Annotated in this window: 17 protein-coding genes and 4 tRNA genes; 3 read left to right on the forward strand and 18 right to left on the reverse strand. The window is 40.5% G+C overall.

Going from position 1 to position 19,172, the window contains the following annotated elements; genetic code table 11:
• Window positions 1–186 precede the first annotated feature (186 nt).
• The 7 genes from malQ to GAVG_RS05555 form a co-directional block, all read right to left on the reverse strand.
• Entirely contained in the window at window positions 187–2,355 is a 2,169-nt protein-coding gene (malQ, locus tag GAVG_RS05525; protein ID WP_004116056.1) for a 4-alpha-glucanotransferase, read from the reverse strand.
• Between the two features lie 109 nt (window positions 2,356–2,464).
• The gene (locus GAVG_RS05530) at window positions 2,465–3,133 is read right to left on the reverse strand and encodes an AbrB family transcriptional regulator (protein WP_004116059.1); all 669 of its coding nucleotides are present in this window, start codon (window positions 3,131–3,133) and stop codon (window positions 2,465–2,467) included.
• Window positions 3,134–3,226: 93 nt separating this feature from the next.
• A complete protein-coding gene (locus GAVG_RS05535) occupies window positions 3,227–3,868 on the reverse strand; it encodes an IMPACT family protein (protein ID WP_004114344.1) in 642 nt (213 codons plus the stop codon).
• Window positions 3,869–3,946: 78 nt separating this feature from the next.
• Window positions 3,947–4,240, reverse strand: coding sequence for a metal-sensitive transcriptional regulator (locus tag GAVG_RS05540; RefSeq protein WP_004114342.1), 294 nt, complete (start codon window positions 4,238–4,240; stop codon window positions 3,947–3,949).
• A gap of 180 nt (window positions 4,241–4,420) precedes the next feature.
• Window positions 4,421–7,732 carry a hypothetical protein gene (locus tag GAVG_RS05545; protein ID WP_013399762.1) on the reverse strand — a complete coding sequence of 1,104 codons (3,312 nt, stop codon included), beginning with the start codon at window positions 7,730–7,732 and terminating at the stop codon, window positions 4,421–4,423.
• A gap of 319 nt (window positions 7,733–8,051) precedes the next feature.
• Window positions 8,052–8,138 (reverse strand) — tRNA-Ser (locus GAVG_RS05550).
• A 119-nt stretch (window positions 8,139–8,257) separates the two neighbouring features.
• Window positions 8,258–9,196, reverse strand: coding sequence for an EamA family transporter (locus tag GAVG_RS05555; RefSeq protein WP_004114330.1), 939 nt, complete (start codon window positions 9,194–9,196; stop codon window positions 8,258–8,260).
• Window positions 9,197–9,308: 112 nt separating this feature from the next.
• Between GAVG_RS05555 and dinB the strand changes: the two genes are divergently transcribed.
• Window positions 9,309–10,643, forward strand: a complete 1,335-nt coding sequence (gene dinB / locus GAVG_RS05560) for a DNA polymerase IV (RefSeq protein WP_009993618.1) — start codon at window positions 9,309–9,311, stop codon at window positions 10,641–10,643.
• Here dinB and fdxA read toward each other — a convergent pair.
• From fdxA to GAVG_RS05610, 10 genes are all read right to left on the reverse strand, one after another.
• Window positions 10,640–10,960 carry a ferredoxin gene (gene fdxA, locus GAVG_RS05565; RefSeq protein ID WP_009993619.1) on the reverse strand — a complete coding sequence of 107 codons (321 nt, stop codon included), beginning with the start codon at window positions 10,958–10,960 and terminating at the stop codon, window positions 10,640–10,642. The two genes, dinB and fdxA, sit on opposite strands and share 4 nt — an antisense overlap.
• A gap of 180 nt (window positions 10,961–11,140) precedes the next feature.
• Window positions 11,141–12,751: an APC family permease gene (locus tag GAVG_RS05570; RefSeq protein WP_004116076.1), complete on the reverse strand. Its 1,611-nt coding sequence runs from the start codon at window positions 12,749–12,751 to the stop codon at window positions 11,141–11,143.
• Between the two features lie 213 nt (window positions 12,752–12,964).
• The gene (locus GAVG_RS05575) at window positions 12,965–14,248 is read right to left on the reverse strand and encodes an FAD-binding protein (protein ID WP_013399764.1); all 1,284 of its coding nucleotides are present in this window, start codon (window positions 14,246–14,248) and stop codon (window positions 12,965–12,967) included.
• An 88-nt stretch (window positions 14,249–14,336) separates the two neighbouring features.
• On the reverse strand, window positions 14,337–14,507 hold the full coding sequence (gene rpmG / locus GAVG_RS05580; protein ID WP_004114322.1) for a 50S ribosomal protein L33: 171 nt from the start codon (window positions 14,505–14,507) through the stop codon (window positions 14,337–14,339).
• A 50-nt stretch (window positions 14,508–14,557) separates the two neighbouring features.
• Window positions 14,558–14,631, reverse strand: a tRNA-Met gene (locus GAVG_RS05585).
• A 4-nt stretch (window positions 14,632–14,635) separates the two neighbouring features.
• Window positions 14,636–14,707: transfer RNA gene (locus GAVG_RS05590), tRNA-Thr, on the reverse strand.
• Between the two features lies 1 nt (window position 14,708).
• Window positions 14,709–14,790, reverse strand: a tRNA-Tyr gene (locus tag GAVG_RS05595).
• 128 nt (window positions 14,791–14,918) lie between these two features.
• Window positions 14,919–16,013 carry a histidinol-phosphate transaminase gene (gene hisC / locus GAVG_RS05600; protein WP_004138644.1) on the reverse strand — a complete coding sequence of 365 codons (1,095 nt, stop codon included), beginning with the start codon at window positions 16,011–16,013 and terminating at the stop codon, window positions 14,919–14,921.
• A gap of 148 nt (window positions 16,014–16,161) precedes the next feature.
• Window positions 16,162–16,455 (reverse strand): co-chaperone GroES, encoded by a 294-nt coding sequence (groES, locus tag GAVG_RS05605; RefSeq protein ID WP_004114319.1) that lies wholly within the window; start codon window positions 16,453–16,455, stop codon window positions 16,162–16,164.
• Window positions 16,456–16,647: 192 nt separating this feature from the next.
• Window positions 16,648–17,691, reverse strand: a complete 1,044-nt coding sequence (locus GAVG_RS05610) for a hypothetical protein (protein WP_029600596.1) — start codon at window positions 17,689–17,691, stop codon at window positions 16,648–16,650.
• A 240-nt stretch (window positions 17,692–17,931) separates the two neighbouring features.
• Between GAVG_RS05610 and GAVG_RS07120 the strand changes: the two genes are divergently transcribed.
• Together GAVG_RS07120 and GAVG_RS05615 are read left to right on the forward strand one after the other, a co-directional pair.
• Window positions 17,932–18,108, forward strand: coding sequence for an FmdB family zinc ribbon protein (locus GAVG_RS07120; RefSeq protein WP_004114314.1), 177 nt, complete (start codon window positions 17,932–17,934; stop codon window positions 18,106–18,108).
• A gap of 171 nt (window positions 18,109–18,279) precedes the next feature.
• Window positions 18,280–18,951 carry a CpaB family protein gene (locus tag GAVG_RS05615; RefSeq protein WP_009994632.1) on the forward strand — a complete coding sequence of 224 codons (672 nt, stop codon included), beginning with the start codon at window positions 18,280–18,282 and terminating at the stop codon, window positions 18,949–18,951.
• Between the two features lie 7 nt (window positions 18,952–18,958).
• Here GAVG_RS05615 and GAVG_RS05620 read toward each other — a convergent pair whose 3' ends face one another.
• The gene (locus GAVG_RS05620) at window positions 18,959–19,162 is read right to left on the reverse strand and encodes a hypothetical protein (protein ID WP_004114310.1); all 204 of its coding nucleotides are present in this window, start codon (window positions 19,160–19,162) and stop codon (window positions 18,959–18,961) included.
• Between the last annotated feature and the right edge of the window lie 10 nt (window positions 19,163–19,172).

Consider the following 19,172-nt stretch of genomic DNA (forward strand, 5'->3'; position numbering starts at 1 on the left):
TCCCTGAAAGTCCTCGATGGCGAGTGGGAAAAGCGCTTTGAAGGACCCCTTAGGGAAACACAACAATCTGCAAGTATATCGCCATATGACGACTATTTGCAAGTTTCTATTTTACATACAATGCGGACTGCAACGCTCGCGAATATCAACAAACGCTACAGCCCGCAATTAATCACGCATCTAGAACTACTTATTCATGATTTGCGCTAAAGACTTAACTCTAGGCAAGTCAAATAAGTTGTCTAAAAGAACAGGATTACAATTAGCATCAGCCAAAGGAATACGCCAATTTGGATATTCATCATTGGTACCAGGCTGATTCTGAGCACGATGCTCGCCCGTTGCATCAACAATGGATGCAGCAAGCAGCTTGGAAGGAGCAGCTTTAAGTGCTCGATATAATGCTTCTACAATCTCTTGCTCATGCTCAGATTCATTTTCTAGAGCCTTCTTGTCTAAGAAACCTCCAGAAACAAGCATTTTCAGCATCGCATTATGCTCTTTAACAGCACCAGCGCGGAATTCTTCTACGGATCCCGAAAGAAGATTCAAACGCTCGCGAATATTAACGTGCTCGTAGTTTAAGTAGCCTGCAGCCGGTGGCAAATCGTGAGTATTTACAGAAGCAAGCGTCATTTCGCGCCACTTCTTAGGCTCGCGGAATGCACCATCCCTCTGTTCAAACCACTCAACCGTGCATCCAAGAACCTTATTCTTAGCCAAAACTTCCAAAGTTTCAGCTGGCACAACACCAAGGTCTTCTCCAACTACAACACCATTTGCGCGCGTAGCTTCAATCGCAAGAATGCCAAGCATAACGTCTGCATCATAGTAAACGTAAGCTCCGTCACCTGGAGTAGATCCTTCTGGAATCCACCATAAGCGGAAAAGCCCAAGAATATGGTCAATTCGCACAGCGCCAGCAGACGCAAACATTCCGTGAACCATATCTTTGTACACTTTAAATCCAGTGCGTTCAAGCTCGAATGGATTAAGCGGAGGCTGAGACCAGTTTTGACCCTGCTGATTGAAGTAATCAGGAGGCGCACCTACGCAAGCACCATTGGCAAATCGCTCTGGATTCCACCAAACCTCGGAGCCTGCAGGATGCACGCCAACAGCCATATCCGACATAATGCCAATGCGCATACCCGCATTTTTAGCTGCAACTTGAGCATCATGCAATTGCGTAAACGCAATCCACTCAAGCCAACGATAAAACTCTAGAGTATCTGGGAATTGTTTACATAAAGCACTAATCTCATCGGAATCTTTAGTAAGATGCTTCTCCCAGCAGTCTTCTCCCTTAGGAGCACCCCACTTATCGTAGCAAAGGCACCAAGTTGCATAAGATTCAAGACGCTCACCCATGTCCTGCTTAAATGCTTCAAATTCTTCGGAGCGTTCAGCAGAAAGCCCAGACTTAAAAATAATCCACAAAGCATGCATTTTTACTCGCCACATGGAGTCTCGATCAACAATTTGAGCATCATTATTAAGAGGCTCTACTTCGTTATGAAGATCGTCAACAGTCTTACGATCCTTATCATTAAGCGAATCATATTCTGGAATTATTTCTGGGCGAATATAGGTTACATTAACCATTCCTCTTGCGACTGGCAAATAAGGAGACGGCGTTAATGGTGCAACTGGTTCACCTGCATGCAATGGGTTTACAAGCACAAAATCTGCACCTGTTTTTTTCTTTGATTGCACAAGAAGATCAGCTAAATCTGCGTAATCGCCAACACCCCAAGACTTAGAAGAACGAATGGAATAAAGCTGAGCCATCCATCCCCAAATCTGCTTTCCATCTTTTTCAAGCTTTTCTAGAGTATCAATGCTTTCTGGAGCACTAATAAGTGACGCCTCTTCTACTCGATCCGCAACGCTTATTCGTAGAGTGTGATACCCCATAGGCACGTCTGCTGGAATTGTCAACAAAGAGCTTGCCACAAAAGTGCCATTAACAGGGAACGCAACATCATCTTTACATGGAGAAATCTGCAAGTCACCTTGGTACTGTTCTCCATCTTCCAATATCAAAGTTGCTGTAGGATACTCCAAAATACCTGTGTTGATTATAACAGTGTCTTCTTTACCAACTGTATGCAACACCGTTGGAGCAACTAAACGTGTATGACGTTCCAAAAGAATCTTCTGCATTGATTCTTCAATCGCTTTATCAGTACTTGCATCTACGCACAGAGAGCGCAATACTTTTACAAGCACGTTATCAGCAATCTGATGTTCTATTCCATCCGATCCAACGAATTTGGAGCGTACTCCCATTAACTCAGCCAAACGCCTTAATGGGCTTGTCTGCTGAGTACTTTCTTCATTTTTATTGTTCATAGTTTCCATCGTAGTATATATGTGAGTTTTTTATGCAAACGTATGCAATTATTGTTTAATTTAATTTTACACTCAAGACTTATCTAAATTTTTTTATTTATTTAAAACTTTATTTATTTAAAACTTCTAATGCGGCAGAGGAAACATCTGGGTCTTTGTCTTTTGACAAAGCTATCAATGTTGACTGCGACACACCAGGATTAAGCGCCACTGCTCTTCTTACCATTGCGGAAAGTACTGGCGAATCCTTACTTTCTTCACCTACACCAAGTGAGGCTAAGTAATCTAATGTTTGTGCCCCAACGCCTTCGGTTTGAGCACCCTCGAGACGCATTTTCCATGATGTCTGCGGATTGCACAATGCAGCATCTCTAACTTCTCCGCAAGAATCTTTAGTAAGTCTTCCTACTAGCCAATTTTTAGCATTACGATTTTTAGCAACAGCTAAACGAACGTTATCAGATTTATCCTGTGAAAGTTTAACCAAAATATTAGGGAATGGCATCACTGTTGCTAGATGAATACGATCTTCTTCTGGAGTATTTATGTTGCCTGCTACAGCTTCTAGTAATGCCGTAGCCCTAGAAAATTCTGCTTGATCTGCTCTATCTGGGAGTTCTTTTACAGCAAATTCGTGAAGCTCTTTAGAATTACTGGAGTGGCGTAAACGCTCATAAATAGATGTCAAAGGCTCATAAATTTCATGAGAATCGTCATGAGAATTACTACGCGAATCATCATTGTGTTCAAGATTATTTTGATCTTGCATATCACTCATAATCTACTCACCAACCTTTTAGCTACCAATATCCAATATAATGTATCAGTTTTACGCCACAAATTCTAAAACAGACCAGGTGAGAAAACTTTATCAGGAAATCCTACTGTAAACACCACATGATTTAGGAATTATTATAGCTGAAAATGTATTTTTCACTGATTCTAAAAATCTATCTGATTCTTCAAAAGGAACACAAACCTTTAAATCTACAGAAATTCCGTATTCTTCATCCATAATTTCTGCGTTATGTTTTAGCAATAAGCGTTTAAACATTCTTAGCTGAGTATATTCGACTTTGCAAGAAAAACAATTACATTCTATGATATCTGCCATTTTGCTCGACTGTATAGCGCCAGCTGCTGCATGTGAATAAGCGCGCATCAATCCACCAGAGCCAAGCAAAATCCCACCAAAATAACGCGTAACTGTTACAACTGTATCTGTAAGATTAGAAGCCCTTACAACATCTAGAATAGGTTTCCCAGCAGTACCTGAAGGCTCTCCGTCGTCACTCATGCGCTCACACAGTCTGCCATTATTGTCTCCGCACACAGCAGCATAAGCCACGTGCCGCGCCTTAGGATGTTTTAGCCTAATAGACTCTACAAAATCTATTGCTTCTTCAAGAGTTGTTATATGGCAAGCATCTGAAATAAATTCAGACTTCTTTTCCACGAAGGCAAAGTGCGCAGGATTTTCGCATAAATCAGTTACGGTTCGCATATTATTCATACTTAATATTCAAATCGTTTTCAATTCAAACAGTTTAAACGCTATCGATAAATCATACGAAACCGTTAGAATCACAAATCACGATTTATCGTATCTCATTAAATGATCTACAACATCAACAAGTTCAGCAACTTTCTTGTCGGTAACTTTTTGATCTGAAGCATTTTGCGCCGCCTCTAAAGCTTTTGAGATTTCCTGATGAGCAACTATAAGAGCAACAGCTCTAAGAGCTGCAGTAGAAGCAGAAAGCTGCATAAGAATATTTGTATAATCTTCTCCCTTTTCGATCATATTCTCAACAGCATGAACCTGTCCACATACCCTATGTAGACGAACCAACATTTTTTCTTTATCTATGTTGTAGTCGCTCATATAAAACCTCGTAGTATAAACAGTACTTCTTACATATTGTCTATATCAAAATTGTGCGTTGTATAGTATGCATGCATAAACTACGCCACATCAATAAACTATATCTATAGAAAACGATATCTATAGAATAAATTATGCATATTATACAACGCAACAATTTTATTTGTATTTAATATTTTGTTAATATACAACGCGATATATATTTTTTCCCAAAACTATAGCACCAGCAATAAGTAATACTGCCATAGAAAGCATCAAGACACTCTCAATTTTTATACCAGCATTAAATAAAGATGTGGCACTTACAACACCTGCACGAGCATGCCTGCGCTTATTCCTTTTTGTATTTGTATATTCTGATTGGCTTTCTGCAAGAGACTCAGATCCTAAATCAGATGCTTCTTTTTTAGATTTATTATCATTCTGTTCATCAGTATTTAGGCTGGAAACCGCTGCAGAAGCTGTTCTCTTTGTTGTGCGACCATCTTTTTTATCACTATTCGTATTGCCTTTATGCACAGTTACGCTACTACCAGAATCTTTCTTAGATGACTTATCTGCTTTATCACTGTGAACATTTTTGCTACTCAAATTCTCATTATCGGCATTTTCCGTATTCTCTGCATTCACAGATTTATCTGATTTACCAGCACTACCAGCGTTTCTTGCATTATCTGATTTACCAGCATTATCTGTGTTACCAGCATTCCCAGCATTATCTGATTTACCTGATTTACCTGCGTTTGTTTTATCTACTACGCCAGCATTATTTTCTTTATCACTTTTATCGACTTTGTTACTTTCATTATTCTTTTGCGAAGAACCGTTTACATTTGTATTATCACTATTAACAGCAGAATGAGAATCAGAACCACTCTGAGAACTATCTGCATTAATATTGCTATTTTGTTTACCTTCAACATCACCAGTTTGCTTATGTTGTTTTTGCGAACCAGCATTTTGACCACCTTGATTCTGCGCAGTTTGGGTACTATTGCCTTGACTTTGTGTATTTTGATTAGTATTTGGCTGCGTATTTGACTGAGTATCTTGTTTATTATTTTGTTGCGCACCTTGATCATGAGAGTTTTGCTTGTTGACGATATTGTCTACAACAGCGCCTCCAGCAGACGTTTTTGGATCTATCTCATTCTTAGTGACTTCACCAGATTCTTCTACTTTATTATCATTGTTGTTTACTTTATTATCATTGTTATTCGTAGATACGTTATCACTTTTATTACCACCATTCGGCTTCGCATCACCACTTGGCTTTACATCACCACTCGGCTTATCACCACCATTCGGCTTAACGTCACCGTTCGGCTTCTCATCACCATTTGGCTTATTACCATTTGGTTTCACGTCATCATTTGGTTTTACATCTCCGACACTCGGCTTAGACCCACCATTCGGCTTATCACTATTCGGCTTTGCGCCACCACTCGGCTTTACATCACCAGCATTACCTGCAGAATTATTATTTACTGTTTTATGCTCTTCTTTTTCTTGAGTAAATATGCTTCTACTGTCTTCATCGTTAAACGCTGTTTTAAACGCTTCTGCTCTAGAAGAACCAGGGAAATCATATACAAACACATACATTCCACTTTCGCCCGAATTGCCAGACTTCAAATTAACAATATCGGCAACTTTCTTTCCAAGCTCTGACTCTTCTTTTTCATTACCCTTTTCACTATTGCCAACAGCACCACTATTACCAGCGCCATCCGCAGAATCTTCCTTTAGCATCACTTTTCCGTTAGCAATCGTATAAACGCCATTTCTAAGCGGAACTGACCATTCGCCAATTTTCTTGTGATTATCGTCTTCCTCAGGCTCTTTATCTGATTTTGGATTTAACTTACTCATAGACTCTTTATCAACAGTGCCATTTTCATACCCAATCCACCACAAGCGAACTTTCATATTTTCATCGCCATCAAATCCATACTCTTTATTGCCTTTAAACATTCCGTAATCTTTTGGCGCGCCACTAACAACAATCGTATCTGATACTTCATTTGAATCTTTATTTTTAGCATTTTTAACATGTTTTATGTTTACTTTTGTCATATGAGTTAAAGTAGATTGTGCTTTACCAAAACCTTCAATAAAATCACTAGAAACAAAATCTTTAACGTCATTATCTTGCTCATTTTTAGCAATAGTCCAAACCCATGTACCAAATAGTCCAGCATCTTGTTCACCAACTTTATATTCTGTTGCTTTTTCAAGATTTTCTGGTTTCATATCTCCATTTGTTACATGAACAACTGTTTTAGCTTCTTCACCTGATTTAGTAAAGTAAACGTCACTTGCACCTACTTGTCTAATGCTAGAATCAGCGCGCAACTCTTTTATGTAGTCATCTACGCTACTACCCACTGCACGTTCTTTTAGAATATTTTCATACGATCCTACAAAGTAGTATCCGCGCGCACGAATCTTCTTATTTTCAATCCAAGGCTTATTCTCTTCGTTATTAACGCTACTTTTTACATTACCTTCTACAGAATCGCCTAGTTTTAACTTTTTAACTTCAGATTTTGATGTAACAGCTGGGTAAAAATCTCTATGCGCATCAATAGAAATTGAACTATCAATATTATATTTCACAGGAGATTGCGACAACCTAAGCAAGTAGCAACCGCTTTTTGTATCTCTTCTCTCCAAGTTTGGAAGATAATATTCGCCATTAATATCAACTTTGCCTTCTCCAGACGCAACCCAAACAAATTCATCTGAATAATCTTTGTCTGTACGTATAAAACCTTTGCGTTCTGCTTTTAATTCATTATTGTTGTAATAATAGTTATCTTTGAACATAATATTTCTATTCGATGCAGTTATTTTAAAATCAACACCGTCATCACCGTTATATGCTGTTCTTAGAACTCCTTCTGCTTTTACTTTTATTTCACCAGAATTGCCTGAAGTCCCATACAAATTTTCAAATGAAACTTTTGTAGGAATTTTGCTAGCAGCTTCATTCCAAAGTTCATCAGCTTTAGCAGCTATTTCACTAAAATCTTTAGTACTGGTGAACGAATGCTGTTTCGCATTATTCCATTTGTCTTTATCTTCAAAATGTTCATGAATAGCATAAGCAATTGCGACTCTGTCTCTATAGTCACCGCGCCAATACTTTCCATTAGCGCTCAGTTTTATCATCATTGCAGCAATCGCAACATCACGATTATTTACTACAGGACCCCAAGAAGTATCTGCAAACGCGTTTCCAGACTCATAAAGATCAACGCAATATGTAATGTCGTCATTAACTGAATACAATCTATGGTCACCTTCAGCTCCGCAACCATAGTAATTGCTTATATACGTAGGAATATCGTCAAACGCATATGCTCCGCTAATTACACCATTTCCAACAACAATTGCAATAGTCGCCAGCAACGCTGTCAGTAAAGAGAACATTCGCGTGCGCTTATTGCGTAAAAAGATTGGAATCTTTTTACATACATGTTTTCCCATATCAACTCCTTAAACGTTGTTTTCTCTTACGTGACAAACGTTTTGCTAGCCACGATGAACGAAAAATCGCTCATGCTCTAACTATGATTTAGGGATTTAATTATGTAAATAAAAATTTATCAATGTGGTTAAAGCCTATTTTAAAGGCGACTTATCCACAGAGTTATCCACAATTCTTGCGGTTGCTGGCGACTATCCAATGAGGAACAGGGGTTATAGCCCAAAATATCCCAAGGAAAAAAATTGTAATTACGGGAATCTACCCAAAACGCAAAAAGCTCTAAATCACTGAAAAATCAACGATTTAGAGCTAAAACCGCGGAGTCAGAGAGATTCGAACTCTCGAGCCGCTTACACGACTAACACCTTAGCAGGGTGCCCCTATCGGCCACTCAGGCATGACTCCACTTTGTAGCTATTCAAGATAGCAACAGATTCAGACTATATCACCTCTTGAGGACGTGCACAATGCTTCAGCGACACACCAAACACACAAAAGTGGATTGAATAGCCAAACAGCAAAATTTATGCAGGATTATGGTCTCCCGAAAATGTAATCGCAACAGCCAACATAACTAGAGCCATTCCACAAACATCAATCCAAGTTGGCACTTCTCCAAATCCCATTCCAACAACTGCAGCAATAGCAGGATATAAAGCCTGCATAACAGAATATCTTGCCGAAGACACGCGCTTTAAAAGAACTTGATCCAACAGCGTAGGAATAAAAGATGCGCATATCGCAATAACAACCATCAAAGCTAAAAGCTTTATAGAACCGCCAGACTGTGCAGCCCAAGTAGCTCCTGGCTTAGGGTATATAACATGAGAAATCGCAGGAACTGCAAGTACGCTAGACTGCAACAACCATCCAATTAAAATAGCTACACTAACTCTGTCTATAGCATTAGAACCTCTAGCCAACATTCGCCCAGAGACAATATACATTCCCCACATGGATCCGCCAATAAGAATTGCAACTAATCCAACAAGAAAATGCGGACTTTCATTAGAACCCATAGAAGCGCTTGCAAGAAGCACGATTCCACACGCGGCAATAACTATACCAATGCGCTCACGCCACGTTTTACCTGTTATAACAGCAACCATAAGCGGTCCTACAAACTCGATAGTAACTGCGACCCCCACAGCCATACAGCTAATAGCTAAATAGAACATGGTGTTCATAAGAACAACGGAAATTCCTACTGCAACAACAATTAACCATTCTTTTAACGTTTTAGGCAAAGAATTGTGCGCGCGTTTTTTGTGCGAAAAAGGTCTTCTCCAAGCAAGTAAAAACAAAGTCATAAATCCAACGCGATACCACACAGAATACAACGGATCGAGCTGACTAAACGCGACTTTCGCTATTGATGTTGCTAAATAAACCATCGCCGCTTCTACAACAACAATCAGCAAAACAGGCATGCGATTTAGCGCGTTCACTATGATTTGTTTCATACAGCATACCCTACACGGCAGTAGTTATATTTGCATATTTTGACTATATTTTTCGTAAAATTTATTGCGACACACTATAGATAAAATCGAACGTTTGTTCTACCATAAATCCATGAGCACAGCACCTCGAGTTACAGCAGCTAAACGCGACTGGGGGCATGACACGTCTGGTTGCACAATACTTCATATCGATATGGATGCGTTTTACGCATCACTCGAGGTGGCGCGTAATCCTAGGTTACTTGGTAAACCTGTGATTATTGGTACAGGCTCGCGCTCCGTAGTTTCGGCAGCCAGCTACGAGGCACGTAAGTATGGCGTGAATTCAGCTATGCCTACAGCGCGAGCACGAAGCTTGTGCCCTAATGGCATTTTCTTGCCGGTAGATATGCCATACTACGTTTCCATTTCATCTAGGATTTTTAAGGAGGTTTTTTCAAAAATCACAGATAGGGTTGAACGAGTCTCTGTAGACGAATGTTATATGGATGTTAACTCCGCACTTTTACGCTGGCATTCGCCTATTGTTATAGGCGAATGGATACGAAGCGAAGTCGCGCGTAAGTTTCATATCACCTGCTCAGTGGGAATAGCATCCAATAAATTAATAGCAAAAATGGCATCAACAAATGCAAAGCCAAATGGAATGCTGGTTGTCCCCCAGAACCGCAACGCTGACTTTGTGTCAATAATGCCATTACGAGCAATACCAGGAATTGGACCAGCTCTGGCAAAAAAGCTAGCAGCATGGGGAATAAATAGTATAGAAACACTAAGAAATATAGATGAAAAGACTCTGGAACGAATTGCTGGCTCTAAGATTGTTGCACAAATGCTTTATAACACTTCGCGCGGAATCGATAATCGGCAGGTCATGACCCATGTTCCAGAAAAATCCATTGGTACAGAACAAACTCTCAATTCTGACACCACAGATATTGCAGCAGTGAAAAACCTGATCAGGCACTGCTGCAATGACGTGGCGCAAGAACTACGCAAACGCAATATGGCAACCAAAACTGTCACGTTAAAGCTACGATTCAGCGATTTGCACTATGTTACTAGATCTAAAACGTTAAGAAACGCAACGGATTCTTCCCATGAATTATATAAGCACGTTGACTCATTGTTAATGGATGCAGACCCTATAGTACACAATCATAAATTAGGCGGAAATAATATTTGCTTATTAAGCCCAGTTAGGCTGGCAGGAGTAAGCGCTAGTAATCTTGTGAAATGCAGCAAAACTTTCATTCAGCCAACTATTAATGACATTCTTGAAGAAAGCAAAAGAGAAACCGTAATAAACAACGATACATACAAAAATTCAACATCAATTAGAGAAAACGCAGTAAAAAATACTTATGCACGAATAAGTCACGCAGAACATGTTTTAGATGCTGTAAGAGAAAAATATGGAAACAATGCGGCGCAACTAGGTATTTAAGCATCTCTTTTAGGAAGAGCAGCTACACGATCTTCATCCCAGCCAGATGGACCAGCTTCTTGCGCTCCACCTAAATCACCAAGTTTGTTAAAGTACTCTATTGCAGCGTCTTTATACCATTCCCACTCTTCTGGAACATCGTCCTCGTAGAAAATGGCTTCTACAGGACAAGCTGGTTCACAAGCACCACAATCAACACATTCATTAGGGTTTATATAAAGCGTACGATCGCCTTCATAAATGCAATCAACAGGGCACTCGTCAACACAAGCTTTATCCTTAACGTCAACACAAGGTTCTGCAATAACATAAGGCATAACAAACGCCCCCCTTCTGCATTCTTTTGCTCTAATGAAACAATTTAACTTTTCTATTATAGTGCAAACACGGCGCGCAAAACTAATTGAGTCGACACGCGTAAAACCGCATGCCGACTCAACGTGATTAGAATCAATAAATCTAAAAATAAGATAATATCTTAATTCAAGATTTTATAATCAATTATTACCTGTCTCTTGAGCAGCTTCTGCACGAGCCTGGTCTTCAGATTCTCCCTGAGCCATCTTTTCAGCTGCAACAGCATCTTGAGCAAACAATGACTCTACAGGAACACCAAGCTTCTTAGCCTTGCGTAACTGCCTTCCAAGCAAAGAATTGCGGTAGGAATAGCCGAAGTATACTGCAAAGCCAATCGCAAGCCAAATCGCAAAACGAATCCATGTAAGCACGGAAAGGTTTAGCATAAGCCAGAACGTAGAAAGCGCAGCAAAAATAGGCAAAACTGGATTCCATGGAACCATAAAGGATCGGTGCAAATCTGGTCTACGCATACGCATAATCGGAACACCAGCAGAAACGAGCAAGAATGCAGAAAGCGTACCGATATTCACCATATCAGAAAGAATTCCAATATCTAATGTAGAAGCGATTATAGCAACTACAATGCCAGAAACAATCTGAATACGTGCAGGAATGCCGCGTTTGCTAACCTTAGAGAAGCTACGAGGAAGAAGACCATCGCGGCTCACAGCAAACACGATACGCGTAAGACCAAGAAGAAGAACCATAACAACAGTTGTTAAGCCGATTACAATGCCAAGAGAAATAATCTTTGCTGCCCAAGTTGCGCCTACAAGCTCAAAGCTTGTAGAAAGAGAAGGAGCCTCTTGCTTAGCCAAATCCTTGTACGAAACCATGCCAGTTGTAACAACAGCAACAAGAATGTAAAGAACAGTCACAATCAAAAGACCAAGACCAATGCCCTTAGGAATGTTCTTGTGTGGGTCCTTAGTTTCTTCTGCCGTAGTTGCAACAACGTCGAATCCAATAAATGCAAAGAACACAAGTGCTGCGCCAGAAAGAATACCAGTAACACCGTAAACAGCTGGCTGCATGCCAGTAAGCCATTGCCAAAGCGGCTGGCTCATTGTGCCAGAAACGTGGATTCCCTTAACGCTAGCAACATCTGTTGCAGGTGGAACGAATGGAGTGAAGTTAGAAGCCTTAATGTAGAAGAATCCAACAACAACAACGAACAGAACAATACCAATCTTCAAGATTGTTAAAGCGCCATCAAAACGAGCAGAAAGCTTTGTTCCAACAACAAGCATAATCGTAAAGAATGCAACGATAACTACTGGAGCAAGATCGAAAGTAAAATTACCCAGCTTTACAGAAGTAGATACATTAAGACCAAACAAGTGCATTAAATCGTTAAGATAAACGCCCCAATATTTGGCTATAACGGATCCTGCCATAAGCATTTCCAGAATCATATCCCAACCAATAATCCAAGCAATAAGCTCGCCTACTGTAGTATACGTAAAGGTGTATGCAGAACCAGCAACAGGAATCATCGAAGCAAACTCCGCGTAGCACATTGCAGCCGTTCCGCAAACAATACCAGCGATGATAAAGCTAATAATAACTGCAGGACCTGCGTGGAACGCTGCAGCCTGAGCACCAACGGAGAAGATGCCAGCACCAACAGCCACAGCTACTCCCATAACGGCAAGATCCCATGCATTTAACGTACGCTTAAGATGGCGATCACCATCCATTGTTTCTGCAATAGTCTGTTCAACAGACTTTTTTCTCCATATTTGCATAATCCAACCTTCTCTAAAACTACGTCTAAAACATTCCATATAAGGGTATATATGTTATTAATCGCAAAAAATACAGTTCAACACACATTAAGTGCCATCAAACAATAATTTTTACGATATTAAAAGAGCATAGTACTGTGTTCAGCGGAAAATCACAACATAAATCGCGATTTATTATGTTAAATTATGCTAAATTTGTGTTAACAACTTACATTAACAATCTAAGTTAATGCCGATTAGAACAGGCTCTGGAACAAGTTTTACGCCAAAAGAATCATAAACACCATCTATGATTTTGCGCGCTAAATCAACAATATCTTTGCATTTTGCGTTATTGCGATTGGTCAATGCCAAAGTATGCAAAGAAGACAACCCAGCCTCACTTTTTATACCATTGTTTTGCGTAAGCCTAAATCCTTTATGGAATCCTGCATGATCTATCAGCCATGCTGCAGAGGTCTTGACACCCTTAGATCCATCTGGCAAAGTGGCGTCAAATCGCGGAGCATCTTCTGGAAGCAAATCTGCCTGAGATTCTGTCAAAATCGGATTCATAAAGAAACTTCCACAACTATGACGATCGGCATACTTAGAATCGCCGTCTAACAAATCTCCACAAACATAGTCTTCATTTTGAAGACTAATCGCAGACTCAACACCGCTCTCGCTTTTTGCGTAGCACATCCACTTATTTGCGTAACGCATAGCATCTTCAAGCATGCCCTTAGACGCTCTAACGCGCAAAACTTCGCGACGAATCTTAGATGTTTCCATCCTATCGCCAACTTGCACGCCAAGCGCGTGAGCAAGCTGAGAATGAGCCACAATACCCGTTTTTGAATGCTTTAAGCAAAAAGTAACAGATAAAACAACGTATCTAGGCGTTGGGAAGAAGCAATCGGCAGCAACACCAGGCGTCTTATACATGCTTTTTTTAAGAACAGACGTGCGGTATCCAAACTTAAGATCCGCAAGATTCATATAAAAAGTTGTTTTATCTTTACGATCCCAAACTTCTACACATTCAACGCTTTGCGCCACTTCCGCACCATATGCGCCAATGTTTTGCACAACAGATGCCCCAACAGTTCCAGGAATACCAGATAGCGCTTCTACGCCTTCTAAGCCAAGCTGAATCGTATGCGATACAAAATCATCCCAATTGCATCCTGCTTCTGCACTAACGTGAACTAAACAATCTCCACTATACTTATCAACGCCATCTTCGCTAGGAGCCGCCTCATCTAAAACACAAATTTCACGCCGAGCATCGCGCACAACAACTCCGTTAAACAACTTGTCGCTAACGAGCATGTTAGATCCACCACCAATAACACACAATGGCAATCCCGCACAATCGGCATCTTCTACAGCTTCAATAACAGCCACCCTGCTATTAGGCTCTACAAAACGAGCAATACTACCCCCAACCCCAATTGTTGTAAGGTCTGCGAAAGTTGGATTATCAGATTTCGATAAGGATGATTGCATACTCATATGCCTAATCCTAACAGCACTAAATAACAAAAAACCCCGCAAAACGCGGGGTAAATAAAGCTACAAAACTTCGCCGAAGCTCACTCGCTTAGCGAGTCTCGCGATGGAGAGTATGCTTGCCGCAACGTGGGCAGAACTTGCTCAACTCGAGACGATCAGGCGTATTACGACGATTCTTCGTCGTGATGTAATTACGCTCCTTGCACTCCGTGCATGCAAGCGTAATGCCTGGACGGATGTCTGCGCTCTTACTTGCCATTTCGTTCACCTCTAGAATGTTGTGTGTTGACCAACTCCTGCTGGCCATTGTAGCGAGGAAGAGACTCGAACTCTTGACCTTACGATTATGAGTCGTACGCTCTAGCCAGCTGAGCTACCCCGCCAGAGAGCCTCGAGTGAGAATCGGACTCACGACCTCTTCCTTACCAAGGAAGTGCTCTACCACTGAGCTATCGAGGCGTGGCGGGTAGTGGATTTGAACCACTGAAGCACGAAGCAACTGATTTACAGTCAGTCCCATTTGGCCGCTCTGGTAACCCGCCAATGTTTCCGAACGGAGAAGAATATCTCCAAACGGCAACTTTGTTATTTTGCCACGAACGCGAGACTAATGCAAGATTAAGACACGCCGAAAGGCAAAAACCGCATCTAAATGCAGTCAAAAATATGATTATTTAAGCGAAAAACCATCTTTCTTTAAAGACTCGCATATTTTAAGAACACGGTCATTTGCTTCGGTTTCCGCAATTGTTATGCGAATACCTTCTCCAGCAAAAGCTCGCACAGAAAGACCTGCATCGACAAAACGCTGATTAGCTCGCTCTGTGTCTTCACCAAACGGCATCCAGAAGAAGTTTGCATACGGCTCGGCAATATTCCACCCTTGTTCACGCAAACCGCTTACAACGCGATTACGCTCCTTAACAAGCGCATCTACGCGATTGCGCATCTCTACAAGCGCTTGAGGTTCCAAAGAGGCAATGGCAGCCACTTGCGCAATTTGGCTTACTCCAAACGGAACAGCCACTTTTCTCATGCCGTCTACAACATCTGCAGCGCCAATAGCGTATCCAATGCGTAAGCCAGCTAAACCGTATGCCTTAGAGAATGTTTGAGCAACAACAACGTTTGGATATTCGCGGTAAAGTTGCATGCCATCTGCCGTGCCTTTTGCGTTGTTAAATTGCACATACGCTTCGTCAATAAGCACCAAAACGTCGCTTGGTACAGCATCCAAAACCTTTCTAGCATCCTCATCAGAAAGTTGCGCGGATGTAGGATTGTTTGGATTGTTCAAAATAACAAGACGCGTGCGCTCATTAATTGCATCAATCATTGCGTCCACATCGTGCGACCCATCTGCGCGATTAGGAATTTTAACGCTTGTAGCACCAGCACCCGTAACAATAATTGGATATGCCTCAAAGCTTCTCCAAGGGTATATAACTTCGTCTCCAGGACCAGCGACTAAGTCTACGAGCTGCGTAATAACCTCTGTGGAGCCGCAGCCAAGCACAACTTCATTGGGAGTAACGCTAAACTTTTTAGCTAACTCTTCTACAACTTCTGTTCCACGCATATTTGGGTAACGATTAATAACACCAAGCGCGCGGTTAGAAATAGCGTCTTTTACGCTTTCTAACGGCTCAAATGGGTTTTCGTTGCTCGAAATCTTATATGCGCGAATGCCGTCTAATGCGGGCGCTGGTTTGCCTTGCTTGTAATTTGGCAAACTATCTAGAATACTGCGGTGTTTGTAATCCATGATTTTATAATAGTCGCGTCTTAAACAAATTAAGCAAAAACGCTGAAAACAGCGGCGAACCGTTATTTTCAGCGTTAAATAGATTCAAATATTATTTGATTAATTACAAGCGATTAGCAAAGCAATCAACCAAACAATTAATCAAAAATCAGCCAAGGATTGCAAGAACGTCACGAGACGAAACAATTAAATAATCTTCGCCTTCGTAATGAACTTCTGTGCCGCCATACTTGGAGTAAAGAACCTTGTCTCCAACTTTAACGTCCATAGGAATGCGCTCACCCTTGTCGTCGCGACGACCTGGTCCAACAGCCAATACTTCGCCCTGTTGTGGCTTTTCCTTAGCGTTATCTGGAATATACAAGCCAGAAGCAGTTTGAGTTTCTGCCTGAGCTTGCTTAACAATAATCTTATCTTCCAACGGTGTGAGCTTAATCGACACTGTCGCCACCTCTTTCTTAAGAGAAATGTAACTATTCGCACAAATAATATTGACGAGGCTGACGATCACGTCAAAACTATCGCGCACTGTGATTTATAATAGCGCGTTTTTAGCACTCTACCAACTAGAGTGCTAAAATTTTGGAAAATTTTTTAAAAATATGTGTATTTTAATCTACTTTTAAACTTATTTTCATGCAGTGCGACGAGCTAAAACATCTCGCAAATCAGCTTTTCCTAATGAATCTTCAGTAATAACTGGTGGTTCCACATTATTATCGGAAGCTTCTTTAGTAGAAAGCGGTTTTTTAGCTGAAATTGCCTTAGCAACCTGCTTAGTGGACTTTATTTCCAAGCTTAACGGACCATTATTCTTGTCATTTGAAGAAGATTCTGTAGAATCAGACCCAAACGAGAAAGATATTAAATCTTGATGAGATTCAGACGAATCAGACGCGCCAGAAGAATCAGATACATCAGGCAAAGACGATGACTGATTACCAGCAGATACATAACCATTAGCATTCTGCGAATTGACGCGTTCTAAAGCCATACTAATTTCACGCTGCTGCATAACAGAAGTTTCTGTATTGTCTTGAGTATTCGACGAATATTGTGTAACAGAACCTGATGAATAATTTTGATACTCTTCTTCATGAGCTACAACAGAATTGACAATTGCGTCAAAAACTGGTTCCACAATAGATTCACTAGATTCGCCATAACCTTTTTTACCATAGTTTTGCGGCACTCCAGCAGATTTGTTATAAGCAGCAACGCGCGCTTCCCAATCTCGCGCATGCTTTGCCGCAATATAGCCAAAGTAAAGAACTGTTGACACCATAGCGAATGGTATAAGAGCGAACCAAGCAGAATATAATCCAGACAAACCAGCTACAAGAACCACAAGTGTCAAGAAAACAAGCGAAAAAACCAAAATACGGCGACGACGAACCGCAGCGCGACGAAGAGCACGAATACGAGCCACATGTTGCGGAGTAAAATTATCTCTTAACACCTTTGACTTATTGCTCTTATTTTTAGTGTTCTTATTTTTATTCGATCGCTTCTCTGACGGTTGCATTCCAACCCCTTTCGCCATCGCACCACTACACTCATGGAACAGCGAGGCACTACGCTCATCCACAATATGCAGCGAAGGTGAATACCTATCTTCGCTGTGCTCCAACATTGACTTCATGCTGTTAACAGTGCGCTTAGGCAACCAACCAAACATTAAGGCTATGATGATAATTAATACAATTAACGCACTCACCGATTCATAACCCATACGTATAAATATAAAGTGCGTTACGGATGTGAAGAGCCAAAATCAATTCGGCGTGTCGCAATTATAGGAATTATTACATTAAATTTTTACAAATTACTGCATCTTTTTGCATATATTTTAAGTCATCTTTCATGCGGTGCGGGAATGAGCTAGGATATGTGATGGAAATAAAGATCGGAGGAACCGTTGCCTACTTATCATTACCGTTGCAAGCAATGTGGATATGATTTTTCGGAATATCAATCGTTTGAAGATGACCCAATTACAGTGTGTCCAAAATGCGGAAAACCAGAACTTCGTAAGGTGTTTTCTGCGCCACCAATCAATTTTAAAGGTAGCGGATTTTATCGCACTGATAAATAATTTTTCAAGCAGGTACAAACAATTTGTGGAAATGTGCATAAACAATTTCGCTTATTAGCAAATTTGTGGAAAAGTGCATAAAAATCGTCTGATTTACAATAGAAAATAACCTTTAACCACATTGACAAAAATATCTTGTAGAAGCATCACCTTTTATTAGATGATGCTTCTATGAGCATGATATCAATATTAAAAAACACATCTAGCACGCATGATACGCACGAGAATCAAGTGCCAGCCATGCTTTTAAAACGCAGGCAGAAAGCACTTTTGTTAAATGCACTTACCATATTTTTTATTAGCGTTGCAACACTTATTGCAATAAATATGATTACGAGCTGTCAAGAAACGCAAATCATACCTGTAGCAATTAGAGATATATCTAAAGGCACTCTTATTAAACAAGATGATTTGTCTTATGTTAACGTGCCCAAAAACAGTGTTTTTAATCATGTTATTAACAAAGATTTGATCAAAAATGCTATTATCGCAACCTGCAATATCAAATATGGTATGCCTATCTTTACTAGTCAGATTACGCAACAAGCAAAAATTCCACCAGGATTCACAACGATTTCAATAAAACTGGCAAGCAACAACCAAGATTTAAACATTGGAGAAAATATTTCGATAGCATTTAGCAAAGTTTCAAGAGGAGATCACAACGAGAATGACATTGTTCAAGAAAATAAAAACATTTCTTTTATCCACGATGTAATAGTAGTCAAAACAGGCAATTCATCTCAAAACGCGTTACTAGCCATGCCTGCAGAGTCTGCGTTACAGATAATAAATACACAATCTATTATTCCAAACCTTGCGGTTATTGCAATACGAGGATAAAACAGTTTTACCTACCACGTTCACTAAAAACTGCCCAATGAGGCGGAAGCTCTCCAAGAATACGATTATCGTCATCTTTAGAGCGCTGGTCTAAAGTCTGAAAATCCGAAGGCTCCAGCTTAACGCCATCAGCATCAAAAAGCTCAGAGCCTTTACGAACTACTCGATTATGCGTTCTAGAACATCTGCGATTGGGATTATAGTCACTCACCTATAGTCAC

Source organism: Gardnerella vaginalis ATCC 14018 = JCM 11026 (assembly GCF_001042655.1).
Taxonomy (GTDB): Bacteria; Actinomycetota; Actinomycetes; order Actinomycetales; family Bifidobacteriaceae; genus Bifidobacterium; species Bifidobacterium vaginale.

What these genes read in the sequence shown, in the direction of transcription:
- dinB (WP_009993618.1), top strand. Translation starts at nt 9,309, where the DNA reads ATGAGCACAGCACCTCGAGTTACAGCAGCTAAACGCGACTGGGGGCAT.
- GAVG_RS05575 (WP_013399764.1), bottom strand. Translation starts at nt 14,248, where the DNA reads ATGAGTATGCAATCATCCTTATCGAAATCTGATAATCCAACTTTCGCA.
- GAVG_RS05615 (WP_009994632.1), top strand. Translation starts at nt 18,280, where the DNA reads ATGAGCATGATATCAATATTAAAAAACACATCTAGCACGCATGATACG.
- GAVG_RS05545 (WP_013399762.1), bottom strand. Translation starts at nt 7,732, where the DNA reads ATGGGAAAACATGTATGTAAAAAGATTCCAATCTTTTTACGCAATAAG.
- GAVG_RS05555 (WP_004114330.1), bottom strand. Translation starts at nt 9,196, where the DNA reads ATGAAACAAATCATAGTGAACGCGCTAAATCGCATGCCTGTTTTGCTG.
- GAVG_RS05535 (WP_004114344.1), bottom strand. Translation starts at nt 3,868, where the DNA reads ATGAATAATATGCGAACCGTAACTGATTTATGCGAAAATCCTGCGCAC.
- GAVG_RS05570 (WP_004116076.1), bottom strand. Translation starts at nt 12,751, where the DNA reads ATGCAAATATGGAGAAAAAAGTCTGTTGAACAGACTATTGCAGAAACA.
- rpmG (WP_004114322.1), bottom strand. Translation starts at nt 14,507, where the DNA reads ATGGCAAGTAAGAGCGCAGACATCCGTCCAGGCATTACGCTTGCATGC.
- GAVG_RS05610 (WP_029600596.1), bottom strand. Translation starts at nt 17,691, where the DNA reads ATGTTTGGTTGGTTGCCTAAGCGCACTGTTAACAGCATGAAGTCAATG.
- GAVG_RS05530 (WP_004116059.1), bottom strand. Translation starts at nt 3,133, where the DNA reads ATGAGTGATATGCAAGATCAAAATAATCTTGAACACAATGATGATTCG.
- GAVG_RS05540 (WP_004114342.1), bottom strand. Translation starts at nt 4,240, where the DNA reads ATGAGCGACTACAACATAGATAAAGAAAAAATGTTGGTTCGTCTACAT.
- fdxA (WP_009993619.1), bottom strand. Translation starts at nt 10,960, where the DNA reads ATGCCTTATGTTATTGCAGAACCTTGTGTTGACGTTAAGGATAAAGCT.
- malQ (WP_004116056.1), bottom strand. Translation starts at nt 2,355, where the DNA reads ATGAACAATAAAAATGAAGAAAGTACTCAGCAGACAAGCCCATTAAGG.
- hisC (WP_004138644.1), bottom strand. Translation starts at nt 16,013, where the DNA reads ATGGATTACAAACACCGCAGTATTCTAGATAGTTTGCCAAATTACAAG.